This is a genomic window from Flavobacterium arundinis (genome assembly GCF_038289855.1).
GTDB lineage: Bacteria > Bacteroidota > Bacteroidia > Flavobacteriales > Flavobacteriaceae > Flavobacterium > Flavobacterium arundinis.
On record NZ_JBBYHR010000002.1, the window covers coordinates 463188 to 480164 of the forward strand.

The window sequence follows — 16977 nt, forward strand, 5'->3', positions numbered from 1 at the left end:
CTAAAATAAAATATTAAATTATTTGTAAATAATTTTTAGTCTAAACTAAATTTATAATTTTGTGATTCTAATTATAAGTTTAGCTAATGAAAATTTACATTCAGATTATCCTTTTGTTTACAGCAATTTCACTACATGCACAAATCGGGAATATCTCCGGGAAAATAACTGACGGCCGGGAAAGTGTGCCCGCTGCTGCTATTATTGTCTCACCCATTGGGTACAGCCTCGCAGCAGATACAGATGGCAATTATTTTATAAAGAACATTCCTTATGGAAGTTATGAAATCATATTTAGTTCTGTCGGGTTTAAAACTATTCATAAAAAAATAACAGTCGATAAGCCTGAAGCAATAACCTTAAATATTGTTTTGGAAGAAGATAACCTGGCGCTCGAAGAAGTCGTGATAACCGGCACCATGAAGGAAGTGAGCCGCAGCGAAAGCCCGATACCTGTTGAAATCATTACACCAAAGCTGTTTAAAAAGAACCCGACAGCCAGCCTTTTTGAAGCCGTAGGGATGATAAACGGCGTGCAGCCCCAGCTCAATTGCAATGTGTGCAACACGGGCGACATCCACATCAACGGGATGGAAGGCCCTTATACCATGATACTTATTGACGGTATGCCGATAGTGAGTGCCCTATCCACCGTGTACGGCCTCAGCGGCATACCCAACAGCATTGTGGAGCGTATAGAGATCGTGAAAGGCCCGGCATCATCATTATATGGGTCGGAGGCAATGGGCGGCATCATCAACGTGATTACTAAGTCACCGACGAAAGCACCAATCATAAGCGCCGATACCTTTGTGACAAGTTGGGGCGAACTCAGCATGGATGGCGCGGTGAAGATAAGTGCGGGCAAAGCGACATCATTATTCGGCATGAATTATTTCAACTACAACCACAAGGCCGACAAGAATGGCGACAACTTTACCGATGTGACGCAGCAGAACCGTATCTCCATCTTCAACAAATGGAATTTCGACAGGCTGGAAAACCGCGTGTTCAGCCTTGCGGGACGTTATGTGTACGAGGATCGCTGGGGCGGTGAACTTAACTGGAGCAAAAAATGGAGGGGCAGTGACAGCATTTATGGGGAAAGCATTTACACCAAACGCGCCGAAATGATAGGCCTTTATCAATTGCCAACCACAGAGCGGATATTTACACAGTTCTCCTACAACTGGCATGACCAAAACTCGTATTACGGCTTTACACCCTATATGGCTACGCAGCAGGTAGCGTTCCTGCAAACGTACTGGGACAAGCAGTTTGGCGAGAAGCACACTTTTTTACTGGGTGGGGCGTTTCGGTACACCGAATATGACGACAACACGCCTGCCACAGCATCGGCAGACGGCACCGGCAACAAACCGCAGCGTACTCCCCTGCCCGGCCTTTTTATCCAGGACGAATGGAGGCTTAATGACAGACACAAGCTGCTGGCCGGCTATCGGTTTGATTATGACAAGAACCATGGCGGGGTGCATTCGCCAAGGGCTGCCTATAAATTTTCGCCTAATGCCAACAACACGATACGCGCCAGTTTTGGGACGGGATTCCGGGTCGTGAACCTGTTTACCGAAGATCATGCCGCCCTGACCGGTGCCCGCGAAGTCGTAATCGCCGAAAAGCTCAACCCGGAAAAATCGTATAACGGAAACCTGAATTACGTACTGAAAATACCTACGGAAGATTTTTTCCTAGGGTTCGATATTACCGGGTTCTATTCCTATTTTACCAATAAGATCGTGGGCGACTTTGATACCGACCCAAACAAGATTATTTACGACAATTTGAAAGGACATGCGATATCGCAGGGCGTTTCCCTCAACACCGACCTGACATTTATCTTTCCGCTAAAGGTGATGGCAGGGATATCGTACATGGATGTTTTTCAAATAGAGGACAAAGGCAATGGGGAGGAACGAAGCCAACAGCTACACGCACCGAGATGGTCGGGGAACTTTATATCCACTTATACATTTCCTAAAGGAGTAAGCATTGACCTGACCGGCAACTGGTATGGCCCGATGCGCCTGCCGATATTGCCGAACGATTACAGGCCGGAATATTCACCTTGGTTTTGTATCGCTAATGTGCAGGTGACCAAAAAATTTGACTACGGGCTGGAATTTTACGGAGGCGTAAAGAACCTGTTTGACTTTGTGCCGAAAGACCCGATCTTGCGGCCGTTCGATCCCTTTGATAAAAATGTAAATGACCCTGTAAACAACCCAAATGGCTATACCTTCGACCCGAGCTATAACTATGCTTCGATGCAGGGAGGGAGGGTGTTCCTGGGGGTGCGGTATAATTTTTTCTGATTTTTTATTTTGTATTTATTATTTATTATTAAACTTCGCAGGATAGTAAAATATCTGCATTCTCAATATTCAATGAAAACCATTACATCCCTAATACTCCTTTTCTCGGTGACTATTGGCTACAGCCAAAAAAGTTATACAGTCACTTTTGAATCGCTGCCGCAAAAACTGGCTGACGAGCCAAGGCCTATACTAATAAAAGTTTATACTACATGGTGCTCCGTTTGTAAAATACAGGACAAGAAGATAGAAAACAACAAGGAACTGCAACAGCTCCTCGCCGATAATTGCTACTTTCTTGAACTGGATGCCGAATCAAAAAAAACCATTTTCTTCAACAACCGCGAATACCAGTTTTTAGGGAATGGGACAGGAGGAATGCAGAGCCTTGCTGCTGCTATGGCCAATCCGAAGGATGGCTACCCGACCTGGGTGCTGCTTGATAGCAATTATACATTTATCGGTAATTATAACGGATTGCTTGAAGCGGAACAGCTGAAGGAGTTGTTGTCTAAACAGTAGTTTCGTATTCTTAACGGTGAGCACATTATCATCCGCTTGTTTTATCGGGCAACGCAGGAAATAAAAAAATGCCACATTCAGCGTTTGCTAAATGTGGCATTTTTTTTATAGTCGGTATTGTATCCGCCAGCGCTTCAACTTTCAACCGGATTTGTATCTTAATGCTGCCTATTGCTATAGATCCAGCCTGTTTTACTTGTTGAATCGGCAAAATCAATTACATAAAAGTACGTACCATCCGGCAATTCGTTGCCACTATCGCTTTGGCCGTACCACTCATTCTGATAATTCGATTTAGAATACACATTCATTCCGTAGCGGTTAAATATTTGTAACTGCGCAACATCGAAAGCTTCAAGATCGAAATAATCATTAAGGCCGTCATTATTTGGCGAAATTCCTCTTTGGATCTCCCCGAAACACGTTGTTGAAAGCACGTTAATGGTATCGTTACTGCTACAGCCTCCTTTTGTTACCATAAGCTCATATACTCCGGGAGCAGTAACAACAACAGAAGACCCGCTTCCTATCTGAGTACCTCCGGCATTATACCATGCATATACTGAATTTGAAGCATCACCCTGAACAGCAACCAATGTGTAGCTGTTTCCTTCGCAACCTTCGGAAATCGTAAATTCAGGAAGTTCATTTACTGTTATAGTTAGCGTGGTAGCAGTAGCACACTGCCCTGCGTCAGGCGTAAAAGTATAGGTTGTTGTCGCATTGTTGTCTAATGCAGGCGACCATGTTCCGGTAAAACCTTCATTGGAAGTCGTTGGCAACGCAGTTAAAGTTTCACCCGCGCAAATAGGGTCAACTGCTGCAAATGCAGGTACTACAGGCTGGTTTACGGTTATTGTCAGAGTCGCGTTTGAAGCGCACTGCCCGGCTGCCGGCGTAAAGGTATAGGTCGTGGTTGCAGTATTGTTAAGTGCAGGCGACCACGTTCCGGTAACCCCTTCGATAGAAGTTACTGGTAATGCAGCTAATGTTTCACCTGAACATATCGGGGCAACAGCGGCAAAAGTAGGCGTGACAGGGTTATTTACCGTGATCGTCAGGGTAGCATTCGAAGCACATTGCCCTGCAGCAGCGGTAAAGGTATAGGTTGTTGTGGCAGTATTGTTAAGCGCAGGCGACCATGTTCCGGTAACTCCTTCGATAGAAGTTACAGGCAATGCCGCTAATGTCTCCCCCGAACAGATCGGGGCAACTGCTGCAAAAGTAGGTGTTACAGGATCGTTTACCGTTATGGTAAGGGTTGCTGTTGATGCACACTGCCCCGCATCAGGAGTAAAGGTATAGGTTGTTGTAGCAGTATTGTCTAAAGCAGGCGACCATGTTCCGGTAATTGCATTGGTAGAAGTAGTAGGCAGTGCTGCCAGGGATTCGCCGGCGCAAATTGGTGCAACTGCGTTGAATGCAGGCGTTACTCCCGGAGCTACCGTTACCGTTACCGATTTTTGATACAGGCAGGTAATAGCTTCGCTGAATGTAATATCATCGAGCGCAAAGTCATTACCGTAGTCAGCAACATTCTTGTCATAGATAGCAAAGTTGACTGTAGTGTTGGAGCCTGAGTTCCAATTATACGAAACCTCGTTCCATAAACAAGGTGTGCCCGGCGCCGTTACAGGTGTTCCCTGCGAAACACCATTGATGGTCACTTCCAGCCTTGCAGGGCTATCTGCAGATACCGAAGCCACATGATAAGTAAAAGTATAATCGGTATTAGGAGTTACTGTGATCGGGTTTTGGTTGCTCCACGCGATAACATTCGCATCTGAATTGGTCGCACCGTCAAAAACCATCATATTGCCACTGCCCGATGTATTATCGCCACAAGAAGAAAAAGCGGTAAACCATGCATTTGGATTAGTTACAATATTATAAGAAGTCTGGACCCCAAACGGGTTAGGATCAGCTACCTGGAGGTATTCCGTTACATAGGCAGCATTCCCCAAAGAGAAATCGCTATTTTGGATAAGGTTTACCGGGGCAGAAGCCGTTCCCGATGTAACCGTGTAGGTTGTAGTTACCAAAGGGCTTACGTTTTGCGTAGCGCTATTTGGGTTTGTGATGGAACTGTCTGCCGGGCTCGCTGTCCAGGTGTAAGCACCTGTCCCTCCCGATACGGTTAACGGTGTAGTGTCGCCGGGGCATGCCGTTACCGGTGCACTCAGCACTAAGTTGTTAGGCGCTTCCAGTACAATGCCTGTCTGGGTATACGTATGGCCTGCTGCATCTGAAACGCTCACATTATACGTGCCTTCACCAAGGCCATTAAATATTCCTGAATTATTTGTCTGGGTAGCAGTGCCTGTAAGGCTGTACGCCGTATAAGGCAGTGTTCCGCCTGTAAGGTTGACAGTAATAGAGCCGTCATTTCCAGTAGGACAGGTTGGATTAACCGAAGCGTATGAACCTACAAATGGCAGGGCTCCCACCGTTATTGAAAAATCATCTACGGCAAAATCGTTACCTACCGGGCCTGCATTGTTGGTCTTTAAGCGCACCATTGCATTGTTGGCCGTAGCCACAAACGAATATTGTATGTTTACCCATCCTTCAGATGGCAGAGGCGCCAAAAAGTTCGGGTTGGCCGGATTCATATTGTTTCCATTTACAATGAAAATCCCGATGCTGGCCCTTGTAGCTTCATCTGTAGTAACAGCGTTTGAAACCGATTTTATCCAGAAGCTGAAGGTGTAAGTTGTACCTGCCGTAAAGCCGCCGATAGCGCCACCGGTATCCCCTGTTGTCCAGAAGTACCTGTTCGCCAAAGACGATCCGTCAAAAACAAGCATCCTGCCCGTACCGGTAGTATGGTCGCCTCCGCTAATGTATGTGGAGTTCATGAGAGCAGGATCGGTAGTCCTTGCATAAAAGCCGGGATTACTCGTTCCGTTAACCGGGTTGATAAGGGTGTAATCATGTACAAAAAAACCAACACCGCTTCCTCCGTTTTCAAAATTACCATTCGTCAATATCTGGGCGCTCATGTCAGCGCTCCCTATTATCAGCAGGAAGAATAAGAAATGTGTTTTTCCGAATAAGTATCGTAATCCTTTTTTCATAATTTTAAAAAATTGTAGACTACAAAAATACTCTTGTTTTTCACATTTATTTAACTTTAGTGATATAAAAACTATACAACTCCGTTTTTAACCCGAATAGCCTGCATGCTGATTGCTGCAAATATTCATTTGACGCTGTATGTGTAGGTGATTTTAAGCTTTGATGTAGTAATGTTAAGGTAGTGTAAACGTTTTCGTTAAAGAATTTTCTTATAATTACATCGTTTTCTAAGTGGATTCTTGAGAATTTGCCCTTTTGGCCCTGAAAGAAGCTAACGAATAAAATTACTTATAGGTGATCTTTATACAGGAATGATGTAGCTGCATGCCGGGATTTTTTAACCACTACAACACATACAAATAGTATGGCCCGTGGTTGTAACATGAAACTACATTCATTGCTTCTGATCGGCATCCTTCCACTATTTTTCACGCAGTATTTAGATACTGAGCGGTCGCGAAACTGTATGGAAAAATCCAGGTGTAACCATAAAAATATGCTATCCTGTCCTGATTGGTCCGCGTATGCCAGTAGCAACAATATTTCGACGAAATCATACAGAGCCATTAATTTTGTCGCAAAACCCACCTTAAGTTGTCGTTTTACCGTGTCTTTTACGCACATAAAGTCATTTATTTTTGTAAAAGCAGGGAAACGCCTTGCGGCTAAAACAAAAAACATGAGAAAACTAATCTTCGGTATCAACACAACCCTGGATGGGTGCTGCGACCACACCAAAGGAAATGCCAATGAAGAAGTACATGAGTATTTTACCCAATTGCTCCGGGAAGCAGACGTGCTTCTCTATGGGCGCAAGACCTACGAACTCATGGTGCCTTTTTGGCCCGATGTGGCAAAAAACCCTTCTTCCCCCACAACAGCTTTAGATGACTTTGCCAAAGCATTCGATGCTGTAAACAAGATCGTAGTAGTCTCAAAGACGCTAGAGAAAGCTGAGGGAAATAAAACAGCGATCATCCGTACAAACCTGCGGGAAGAAATACTCAAGCTGAAGCAGGAAGAAGGCAAAGCTATCGTGACCGGTGGCGTTGACGTTCCATCGCAACTCCTGCAGCTTGGGCTGATAGATGAGTATCATGTTGTCGTTCATCCCGTTATTGCGGGAGAAGGAAGGAGGCTTTTCGATGGTATAAACCTGCCCGAACAGTCGCAATTAAAGCTTGCCGGATCAAAGGTTTTTAAATCAGGGCATGTGGCGCTACGGTATATGAAGGGTTGATACAAAGTGACTTTATACAATCATAATATGAGACGTTGCAGTGCAACGCCTCTACTACGATAACACGAAGTGATTTTGAATAGAAATCCGTGTAAATCCGCCCGATCCGCGTCATCGGTGTTCCAAAGCTACAACCTGTTCTTCTCATCGGCATCCTGCCTCTGCTTATCGCCCAGCTTCTGGTTACCGAAACGGTAGCGGAACTGGATACGGAAATTCTGTGTGTCATTATAAGAATAGGCTTTCCTGTCCTGGTTGGCATAACGTACCGTTGTGGTTTGTTTTTCGCCCCTGTAAATATCGGAGAAGATGAATGAGAGTTCTGCTTTTTCTTTCAGGAACGTTTTCCTGAAGCTGGCCGACAGGCTGGACATATCCCCAAATGTAAACGCTCCTGAAACACCGGGAGAAGCGTAATAAAATCCGGTTTCGGCACTCCATGTTTTTTTCTTGTCGAGGGTAAAGCGGTGGTTCATGTAACCAAAGAAGCTTACGATATTATTGATGTACAGGCTGCCGTCCGCGCCCTGAAAAGTATCTTCCTTATACATCGTGCTTATCTGTACACCCGTTTGCCACCATGGCTTTAGCTCCACATTAGTATTAAAATCAAGCCCGGCAACAAAATTATGGTCAATATTGGTCACCTTGCTTATAATGGTATTGGTTGCATAGTCCTGTATCATCACTTCGAGCGCCGGGTCTTTTTCATAGCGGTAATACAGGTCGAAATTGTGCCTGTTCTTCAGCGTGTAAAGCAGGCTGAAATTGTGCGTGATGGCTGGCTGTAATCTTGGGTCGCCCGTTACATAGGCATAAGGCGTACTGTATAGCCGGAACGGATTGAGGTAGGAATATGGCGGCCTGCTGATGCGCTTACCATACGATATCCCTATCTGGTGGTTGTCTGAAGCCTTGTAAAGTGCGTAAAGCGTTGGGAACAGCTTAAAATACTCCTGCCTGTTCACCTCGGCAGTGGTAACCGAATTGCCTTCCAGGGAGGTATATTCCCCTCGTAACCCTGCTTTAAGCCCCCATTTACCAAACTCCCTGTCGAGCCCTGCGTAGCCTGCAAAAACAGATTCGTCGTAAAGGAACTCATTCGAAAGGCCGTCGATCGTAACAGGCTGGCCATTGATCTGCTGGTCGTAGTCAAAATTGTTTTGTGCATCTACATTTCCGTATCGCAACCCACTCTCAAAATTGTACTTGCCTGCCGTACCGGTATAATCGGCCTGCGCCGAAAAAAGGCTGATGCGGCGGTTGTCATCGCTGGCAAGCAGCTGCGAGCGATAGGGCGCTTCGCCGGGCAGCGAAAAAAGCGTGTTCACGTCCTGCGACTGGTTGAAATAATGCCAGGTATAATCGGACATGAATATAAGCTTGCCTTTGCGGAACTTATGCTCGAACGAGCCGTTAAGGGTATTGTTCTTCTGCGGGTAATCGCGGTGGTTTTTGGCAGTGTATAGTGAATCGAGTACACCGTTGCCATCGTAGATATATGTTGGGGTATCAATGTTTGCCGTGCTTTTCAGGCTGAAAAAACTGTTGCCACCCAAAGCTACGGTATTAAGGCTATCAATCTGGTATTCCATGTTCAGGTTAAAGCTGTTTTGTGAGGTGGCGTTATAAAAGGCCTGCTCCCTGATGTTCCAAACAGAGTTCACATCGCCGTTCTCATCCTTATATTTAACCGTTGCATAGTTCCTGCCATAGTAGTGCCCGGACCCGAACATGTAGCCACCATAGGCCGAAAGGCGGTTCCCTTTGTAGTAATGGTTGCTGGATACCACGCCTTTTGGGTACATACTTTGTTCGTAGGCACCGGACACAGAGCCTTTGTAGCCTTCGTTGGTGCTCTTTTTCATTTTTATATTAAGTACCGCGCTGCCCTGTGCCTCATATTTGGCCGGTGGCGTAGTGATAACTTCGACCGATTTAATGTTATCGCCATCGGTATTTTCCAGCAGGTTCTTAAGCTCGGTTCCGGTGAGATAGACTTTCTTGTCATTTATGGTTACCAAAATACTATTGCTTCCGCGTATCGAAATACCGCCTGATGTTACGCTCACTCCGGGGGTTTTCCGCAGGATCTCCCAGGCATTGTCAGAGGAAAGTATGGAATTTTCCACATCAAATTCGAGGCGGTCTATCTTGCGGTTCACTATAGGCCTTTTGGAATTGATTACTACAGCGCCGAGCTCGGTAGCAGTTTCTTTAAGTATGATGTTGGGCAGTACGGTGTTTTCTGTCAGTGAAAAGGATTTATAATAATCGGCATACCCGATAGTGCTTATTTTCAGAAGGTAATTGCCATGCGCCATATCCTTAAATTCGAAGCGACCGGCCTCATCAGTATAAGTAGCTTTGTAGGCTGTGGAATCGGGCACGTTGAGCACAACGGCATCGGCGAATGCCAGTGGCTGATTTGATGAATCGTAAACTTTACCCGAAAGCCCCGCTGATTGGGCGGAGCAGATGATCGGGAAAACTAACGCAAATAAAATTTTGATGATTGATGATGAACTCATGGATGATAATTGGTTTGCTGCAAATCTCTGAAAACGCAATGAATGGGGAGGTTAATGCTGGGTTAATGGGAGGTTAATGGGTATGGAGTTGTGGGTTGTGGGTTGTGGGTTGCGGCACAGCAATATCCAATGTTTAAAATATAAATATCCAATATATTGAAAGAATTTATATGCCACTCCTCCGGAGTTCACAGCCGTCATTATTATTACTCTATAAACATATCGCCCCGCCGGGGCTGCCACTGATGAGTCCCGGAGGGACGACATATTTATAGCCAACAACAGCCGACGCACTCATGAGTTCCAGAGGAACGACATGTTAAAAGTATTGAATTGATTTTTGAGGGGTGCACGGTTTATTATTTGGGATTTGATCTTTTGGAATTTCAATTTTTCAGTTAATGCTCGGTTAACAGGTAAGATTTTTAAATACAGAATGGTTTAAAAAAGTAGCTTTGCAGTTACAGCCTTATCGATTATGAAGCGAAAGATCTATTTCCTGATTGCCGGATGCATTATTACTGTGGCAGCGCTTGCACCCATACAGGGGTATTTCATTTATAATACCTACAAGCTTTATGCGAAGGAGGCCAACACGGAAATAACCCAGGAACTGCTGAAGCTGGAAACTACAGGGAAGCTTGACACCATCAACTATAAATGGATGAGCAAAACGCAGCAGTTCATGAAGGACTATACTGAAGGCAAGGTTTCGCGCGCCGATTATCCAAAGGTCATGCAGGGAATGTCCGACTCACTTTCTAATGAAGTACAGCTATGCATCGATAAAGACCCGGCTTTCGATAATTATAATGTGACGTATACCAACTACGTTACCTCAGCGCTTGTTTGCAAAGACACTGCCCGGACAGCCGACACCATTTTCACAGGAAAAATGCTCCTTTACGGCACTAATGTCGAAAATGAAGTCCAGACCAAAGCATCACAATCTACCTGGCGCGACGCCACACGGGATGCGGCGACCAACCTGCCGCAAAATGCTTTTGAAGTAGTGACCACGCGCTATTACAGCATAGCCAACTGGGAAAAGCAGGTGTTCGCACGGATGTCAGGACTCCTGATATTCTCGGTACTGCTGCTGGCTTTTGTGGTCGCACTGTTCTACCTTTCGATAAAGAACCTCATTACACAGAAAAAAATAGCTGACATCAAAACCGACTTCATCAACAATATTACGCACGAATTCCAGACACCGCTCGGGGCGCTGGACATAGCCGTGAAGATGCTTCAAAAAAAGGACAGCGCGCTTACTGAAGAGCAGTTTGGCAATTCTATTTCCATTATCGAAAGGCAGAACAGGCGTATGCAGAAATTATTTGCGCAGGTGACCGAAGCATCGCTAACAGTGGGGATAGATACCGCACAGGCACAACCGATAAGCTGTAAAGAGGTACAGGAAATGATAAGCGACTTTGCGCTTTCCCATCCCGAGATAACTATCGAGTGCGAAACCAATGCCACCGTTATTTATATGGATAAGTTCCATTTGGGGACGGTATTTGCGAACTTGCTTGACAACGCCGTGAAATATGGTGCTGACACGATACGCATTGCATTATCTGAAACGGAAAAAGACACAATAATAACCGTAACCGATAATGGTATGGGTATCGCCGAAAAAGAGCATAAGCTGATCTTTGATAAATTCTACCGCGTAGAGAAAGGCAACATCCACACTACAAAAGGGCTTGGCCTCGGGTTGTATTACGTGAAGCAGATAATCGCGGCCTACAAGGGCAATATCGTGATCGAAAGCGGCAATGGCACCGGATCATCATTCATCATTTTAATGCCAAATTTATGAAGCATATCCTTTTGGCAGAAGACGATTTTGATTACGCCAGCATCTTGCGGCAGTACCTCGAAATATCCGGTTTTAAAGTAACTTGGGCCAAAGACGGCGCGGATGCCTTATCGCTGTACCCGGAAGCGAAACCTGATATTTGCGTTTTTGATGTAATGATGCCCAAAATGGACGGCTTTACTCTTGCCGAAAAAATAATTGCCGATTACCCTGAGACGCCAGTTGTTTTCCTTACCGCCAAAGGCATGAAGGAAGACAAGATAAAAGGCCTGAAGCTAGGAGCGGATGACTATGTCGTAAAGCCTTTTGAAGCCGATGAACTTGTATTGCGAATTACCAATATCCTGAAAAGAACACAGCGTTCAGCAACACTGCAAACAGAACAGCCGGAAATAAAAACCGCTATCGGCAGCTATAATTTTGATGGGACGAATTACACCCTTTCGATAAAAGACACCCTGCACCGCCTTACTGAAAAGGAGGCGCACCTCATCCGCTACTTGTTTGACAACAGGAACAGGATGCTGAAGCGCGAAGATATATTATTGGAAGTATGGGGCAGTGATGATTTCTTTTCGGGCCGGAGTATGGACGTGTTCATCAGCAGGCTGCGAAAGTATTTTAGTGAAGATGCTTCGATATCGATAACGGGGTATAGAGGGCTGGGATTGGAATTTATGGTGAAAGAATAGATTATTCGATAGTCCTCACCCCGGCCCTATCCCAAGGAGAGGGTGACGGTACGTAACACTCATGCCGATTGAGCGGCTCTCGCTGCGCAAAGTCTCTGACTTTGCGCAGGTGTTTAAAGGTCTCCGACCTTTCTCTTGCATGTCAGAGACATGCCATCGCTTCCTCAAAGTCAGAGACTTTGCGGAGCGGGGAATCGAATAATTCTTCATTTTGTTATCCAAGACGAATATATTCATTACAGTTGTATATTTGCCTAAAAACAAAATCCTTAAATTGTTGTTATGGAGGAATCTAAATTAGATATTTTGGGAAGAATGGACAAAGCGGCCTTGCTCGTTTTAAAAGAAGAAGCAGAGTGCTTTTTGTCAAATCAAGTTGAATCTTCATCTATTATTATAAACAAAGCAACAAATATATTTCAAATCAACATAGTAATATTTACATCATTAGTTGGATTTTCTATAAATGAATTTATTAGTACTCGCCTAGGATTACTATATCAAAGTTCTGTTATTTACTCGTGTAGTTTATTTATATCATTACTCTTTCTTTTATATGTGGTATATCCCTATCGGGTATATCTTAAGGGAACTACCCCTTCAATGCTGCTTTTTGAAGATACAATGCATGAAGAGTCAATCCTTAGAAACAGAATATTCTGTATCGAAAGAGATATAGAAAGGAACACATCATCACATAGCAAAAGGGTATTTGCTTATAAGGCTGCTATTTTTATCCTACTTGGTGGATTTATTCCAGTATGTATTAACCTCTTTTTGTTATAGTTCCACTTTGATCTTCAGTTCTAGTATGGTAAATAGAAGTATCTCTTTGAGGTACATTTTGACTTCCAGAACCTTGCTGTTCTTGCGATTGTCCACCTGCTGAATCGCCTGATTGCTGATTATTATCTCCCATTATTATTTAAATTTATTATTACAGTAAATATAATAAAAAACCTCTAAGTCAGGGTTAATTATACATATCTAAATACAGGTCGATTTAACAGTCTCCTCTTAAACCATCTGCCCGCTAAACTTTTCCCTGTACATTTTCGGGGTCATACCCACATTCTTTTTGAATAGGGAACGGAATGTCTTCAGGTCGTTGTAGCCCGACTCCAGCATTACTTCGAGGATGCTGTGACGCGATTGTTCGAGCATTTGCTTGGCGGCCTCAATGCGGGTTTTCTGGAGGTATTCAATAGGGGTTATGCCCGTTACCTGCTTAAAACGGCGCACGAGGTTGCGGCGGCTGGCGGGCACATCGGTAATCAGCTCTTCTATGGTGTTGGCCGTACTGAATTTCTTCTTTATTTCGTTCTGCGCCTGTTTGACAAGTTCGTCACCATGGTCTTCAGAGGGTGTGAATGTCCCGAAATACGTCTGCCTGTTGCGGTCAAGGTCGATGGAAAAGACCTTCGCTGCCCGGACGGCCATTTTGCGGCTGCAATATACTTCGAGCAGCAGCATAAGCAGGTGGAACGTATTGGTTGCTCCCCCACTCGTGTAAATACGGTCCTGTTCGGTTACGACAGCTTCGGCCTGGAGTTGTACTAACGGGAACAATTTGGCGAAAGCGGCTTCAGCGTTGATATGGGTCGTAGCAGGTTTGTTGTCGAGCAGCCCCGTTGCCGCAAGCACAAAGGCCCCTGTACAGAAGCTGGCTATTGCAGCGCCCTGCTTATACTGGTTTTGCAGCCACGGCACCCAGCCCATGTTCGCACGTAGCGACTCCCCTATCCCGTCATGCTTAAACGAAGGGATAAGCAGCAGGTCGTAAGTAGTATCCCTGCCTGCCTGTACTGCCATTTGCCCGGGAAAAGAAATGCATTCATGTTCCGGCAAATGGAGCAGGTCGATGGCAAATGGCGGCGGTTGATTATCTTCCACATAAAAACGATTGGCGGTCTCAAAAACATCAAGCAGTGCCGCTACGCTCAGGAGGCGGTGGTCTTTGGTCAGTACTATTCCTAATTTCATGGTGAAATGTCTTGGATAACAAATATAATTGTTTTTGTCTTAAACACCCCCTAACGATGACTTTTTAGCACAGCATCCGTAGAGAATACTTACTATACATTTGTAAAAGACATTCGGAACGGAAACATCCTTAACCAAAATGTTAAATAACTATGGAAACAACAGCAACAAAAGACGGCAGGTCATCTTCCTATTTAGTGCTCTTTGACTGGCAGACCGACTTTTTTATACGTGCCCTTGAAGGCATTTCGGACACCGATGCGCAAAACCGGATGAATACTAAAGCCAACCATGTGGCGTGGCTCGCGGGCAGCCTTGTGCAGCAACGCTATGAGTTGGCAAACGACCTTACCGGAGAAAGCCATAAGCAGCAGTCAGGCGAACTTTTTGAGCATAATAAAGGGATACAGGAGGGTGTTGGATATCCTTCATTAGAACAATTTAAAGCCGACTGGAAAAAGATAACGCCCATTGCAAGGGAAGCGCTCATCAATGCCGATGCTGCAAAGCTGGACAGCAAGATAGTAATGCCTGGAATGGAAATGACACGGTTTGAATTTATCTCATTCGTCATCTACCGGGAGGCCAACTGTATAGGGCAAATTGCTTTATGGCGAAGGCTGTTGGGCTATGATGCCATGAAATACATGTAGGGATAGTAATACGGGTTATAAAAATCAATATATTTACTATACAACACTTAAAACCAATTACATTATGAAACGATTTTTAGGCCCTGAACCGTTACAAAAAAACCTTGCAGCTTTACTATTGAGAGCCCTTTCAGGCGGATTAATGATCATGCACGGATTGCCAAAGATGCAAAACTACGATCAGTACGTTACCGACTTTAACCCTATTGGTCTTGGCAATGATGTTTCGCTTTCACTTGCAATATTCGGAGAGCTTATATGCGGCATCTTTATCCTGCTGGGCTTTCTTACGCGTTTGTCGGTTATTCCGATGCTCATTACTATGGTGGTCGCTTTCTTTGTAGTTCATGCCGCTGACGAATTCATGGTAAAAGAGCTTTCCTTCGTATACATGATTCTGGCTGTAGTGCTGTTCTTCCTTGGTAGCGGAAAATACTCAGTTGACGCAATACTGTTCCGCAAAAAAGAGCACGCAGATTACTAATATTTAAAACACTCAAAATAAGACAGTTGATTTTTTGGCGGTGATGCCAAAGGGAAAGTGCGGCTTTACCAGAAACAAACCATAAAACAAAAAATGATGAAATTTTTAAAATGGACTTTATTCGTATTGCTCGGCATTATTGCGATTCTGCTTATTGCAGGGCTATTCATTAAAAAAGACTTTACAATAGAGCGTGAAGTTGTTATCAATAAGCCGAAAGCAGAAGTCTTTTACTATATAAAGCACATTAAGAATCAGGATACTTACAGCGTATGGAACATGAAAGACCCTAACAAAAAGCAAACCTTCACGGGTACAGACGGAACCATCGGCTTTATAAATACGTGGGACGGAAATAGTGATGTAGGTGCCGGAGCCCAGGAGATCAAGGGCATCGACGAAGGAAGCCGTATCGATATGGAGATCCGTATGAAAAGGCCCATGGAAAACACTATGGAGGCTTATATGACAACTGAAGACGAAGGAGAGGGCAGCACTAAGGTAAAATGGGGTATCACCGGCAAAAGTAAGTACCCTATGAATGTTATGACTGCGACGATGAGCGGCATGATGGGAAATGACCTTCAGACAGGACTGGATAACATGAAGAAAAACCTTGAAAGCAAATAACCTATGAATATAGCTATAGCTATTATAGTGATCATTTTTGTTCTTCCTTTGGTGATAGCGCTTTTCATCCCTAAAAATTATGGGGTTGAAAACGAGATCGTTATTAATAAACCCAAGGAAGAAGTTTTTGACTATATAAAGATGATCAAAAACCAGGACAGATACAGCAAGTGGGTCATGACCGACCCCGGTATGAAGAAAACATTTACCGGCTCCGATGGGACTGTAGGCTTTATTTACGCCTGGAACGGTAACAAACAGGCCGAGGAAGGCGAGCAGGAAATTACGGGTATTGCCGAGGGTGAGCGCATCACGGCAAAGATCCGTTTTGTGAGGCCGTTCAAAGCGGTATCGCATACCTATATGGTTACCGAAACGATGAGCGAGCACAGCTCCAAAGTCATCTGGGGACTGACAGGCAAAAGCAATTATCCGTTGAACCTGATGACCGCCATGATGAAAGGCGCGCTTGCTAAAGACATTGGTACTAGCCTTGGCAACCTGAAAAACATCCTTGAGAGCAAACAAACAAACTAAATATTTAATTATGAAATTTATCAATCCGTACCTGAATTTTAACGGGAACACAGAAGAAGTCTTTACTTTTTACAGATCGGTCTTGGGCGGGGAATTTGCGATGGTGATGCGCTTTCGGGATACCGAAGGCTGCGAGCATATGCCTGAAGATGAGAAAGATGGCATCATGCACATTGCGTTACCCGTAGGCAGCAGTGTTATCATGGGCACCGATGTTCCGAAGTCCATGGAACAGGTCGTGAATGGCACCAGCGTATCGCTTTGCGTCCATATGGACAGCCGCGAGGAAGCCGACCGCATATTCAACGGGCTTTCGGAAGGCGGAAAAGTGACCATGCCTATGGAAGATATGTTCTGGGGCGATTATTTCGGCAGCTTTTTTGACAAGTATGGCATCCAGTGGATGATCAGTTTCAGCACGCAGGATTATAGTAAAATGTAATCTGGTTTTCAGTCACAGTCGCAGTTT

At 44.7% G+C, this 16977-nt stretch carries 15 protein-coding genes; 11 read left to right on the forward strand and 4 right to left on the reverse strand.

Going from position 1 to position 16977, the window contains the following annotated elements; genetic code table 11:
* Positions 1 to 86 precede the first annotated feature (86 nt).
* Positions 87 to 2333, forward strand: coding sequence for a TonB-dependent receptor (locus AAEO56_RS05155; RefSeq protein ID WP_341695955.1), 2247 nt, complete (start codon positions 87 to 89; stop codon positions 2331 to 2333).
* Positions 2334 to 2405: 72 nt separating this feature from the next.
* Positions 2406 to 2855, forward strand: a complete 450-nt coding sequence (locus AAEO56_RS05160; RefSeq protein WP_341695956.1) for a thioredoxin family protein — start codon at positions 2406 to 2408, stop codon at positions 2853 to 2855.
* A 158-nt stretch (positions 2856 to 3013) separates the two neighbouring features.
* On the opposite strand, the gene AAEO56_RS05165 is transcribed toward AAEO56_RS05160, so the two are convergent.
* Positions 3014 to 5932 (reverse strand): T9SS type B sorting domain-containing protein, encoded by a 2919-nt coding sequence (locus AAEO56_RS05165; protein WP_341695957.1) that lies wholly within the window; start codon positions 5930 to 5932, stop codon positions 3014 to 3016.
* Positions 5933 to 6612: 680 nt separating this feature from the next.
* Between AAEO56_RS05165 and AAEO56_RS05170 the strand changes: the two genes are divergently transcribed.
* Positions 6613 to 7173, forward strand: coding sequence for a dihydrofolate reductase family protein (locus AAEO56_RS05170; RefSeq protein WP_341695958.1), 561 nt, complete (start codon positions 6613 to 6615; stop codon positions 7171 to 7173).
* Between the two features lie 128 nt (positions 7174 to 7301).
* Here the strand turns inward: AAEO56_RS05170 and AAEO56_RS05175 are convergent, their stop codons facing one another.
* Positions 7302 to 9704, reverse strand: coding sequence for an outer membrane beta-barrel family protein (locus AAEO56_RS05175; RefSeq protein WP_341695959.1), 2403 nt, complete (start codon positions 9702 to 9704; stop codon positions 7302 to 7304).
* A gap of 478 nt (positions 9705 to 10182) precedes the next feature.
* Between AAEO56_RS05175 and AAEO56_RS05180 the strand changes: the two genes are divergently transcribed.
* The 3 genes from AAEO56_RS05180 to AAEO56_RS05190 all read left to right on the forward strand — a co-directional run bounded on the left by AAEO56_RS05180 (position 10183) and on the right by AAEO56_RS05190 (position 13007).
* A complete protein-coding gene (locus tag AAEO56_RS05180) occupies positions 10183 to 11529 on the forward strand; it encodes a sensor histidine kinase (protein WP_341695960.1) in 1347 nt (448 codons plus the stop codon).
* Complete coding sequence (locus tag AAEO56_RS05185; RefSeq protein WP_341695961.1) at positions 11526 to 12221, forward strand: response regulator transcription factor; 696 nt, start codon at positions 11526 to 11528, stop codon at positions 12219 to 12221. The genes AAEO56_RS05180 and AAEO56_RS05185 overlap by 4 nt, the downstream gene beginning before the upstream one ends.
* 282 nt (positions 12222 to 12503) lie before the next feature.
* Positions 12504 to 13007, forward strand: a complete 504-nt coding sequence (locus AAEO56_RS05190; RefSeq protein ID WP_341695962.1) for a hypothetical protein — start codon at positions 12504 to 12506, stop codon at positions 13005 to 13007.
* Here the strand turns inward: AAEO56_RS05190 and AAEO56_RS05195 are convergent.
* Entirely contained in the window at positions 12988 to 13140 is a 153-nt protein-coding gene (locus tag AAEO56_RS05195; protein ID WP_341695963.1) for a hypothetical protein, read from the reverse strand. The two genes, AAEO56_RS05190 and AAEO56_RS05195, sit on opposite strands and share 20 nt — an antisense overlap.
* Positions 13141 to 13238: 98 nt before the next feature.
* Entirely contained in the window at positions 13239 to 14204 is a 966-nt protein-coding gene (locus tag AAEO56_RS05200; protein WP_341695964.1) for a GlxA family transcriptional regulator, read from the reverse strand.
* Between the two features lie 152 nt (positions 14205 to 14356).
* Here AAEO56_RS05200 and AAEO56_RS05205 point away from each other — a divergent pair, with 152 nt between their 5' ends.
* The 5 genes from AAEO56_RS05205 (at position 14357) to AAEO56_RS05225 (ending at position 16950) form a co-directional block, all read left to right on the forward strand.
* Positions 14357 to 14857: a hypothetical protein gene (locus AAEO56_RS05205; protein WP_341695965.1), complete on the forward strand. Its 501-nt coding sequence runs from the start codon at positions 14357 to 14359 to the stop codon at positions 14855 to 14857.
* 64 nt (positions 14858 to 14921) lie between these two features.
* Positions 14922 to 15341: a DoxX family protein gene (locus AAEO56_RS05210; RefSeq protein ID WP_341695966.1), complete on the forward strand. Its 420-nt coding sequence runs from the start codon at positions 14922 to 14924 to the stop codon at positions 15339 to 15341.
* A gap of 93 nt (positions 15342 to 15434) precedes the next feature.
* Positions 15435 to 15971, forward strand: a complete 537-nt coding sequence (locus AAEO56_RS05215; RefSeq protein ID WP_341695967.1) for an SRPBCC family protein — start codon at positions 15435 to 15437, stop codon at positions 15969 to 15971.
* A 3-nt stretch (positions 15972 to 15974) separates the two neighbouring features.
* A complete protein-coding gene (locus AAEO56_RS05220) occupies positions 15975 to 16508 on the forward strand; it encodes an SRPBCC family protein (RefSeq protein WP_341695968.1) in 534 nt (177 codons plus the stop codon).
* A 10-nt stretch (positions 16509 to 16518) separates the two neighbouring features.
* On the forward strand, positions 16519 to 16950 hold the full coding sequence (locus AAEO56_RS05225) for a VOC family protein (protein ID WP_341695969.1): 432 nt from the start codon (positions 16519 to 16521) through the stop codon (positions 16948 to 16950).
* Positions 16951 to 16977 lie beyond the last annotated feature (27 nt).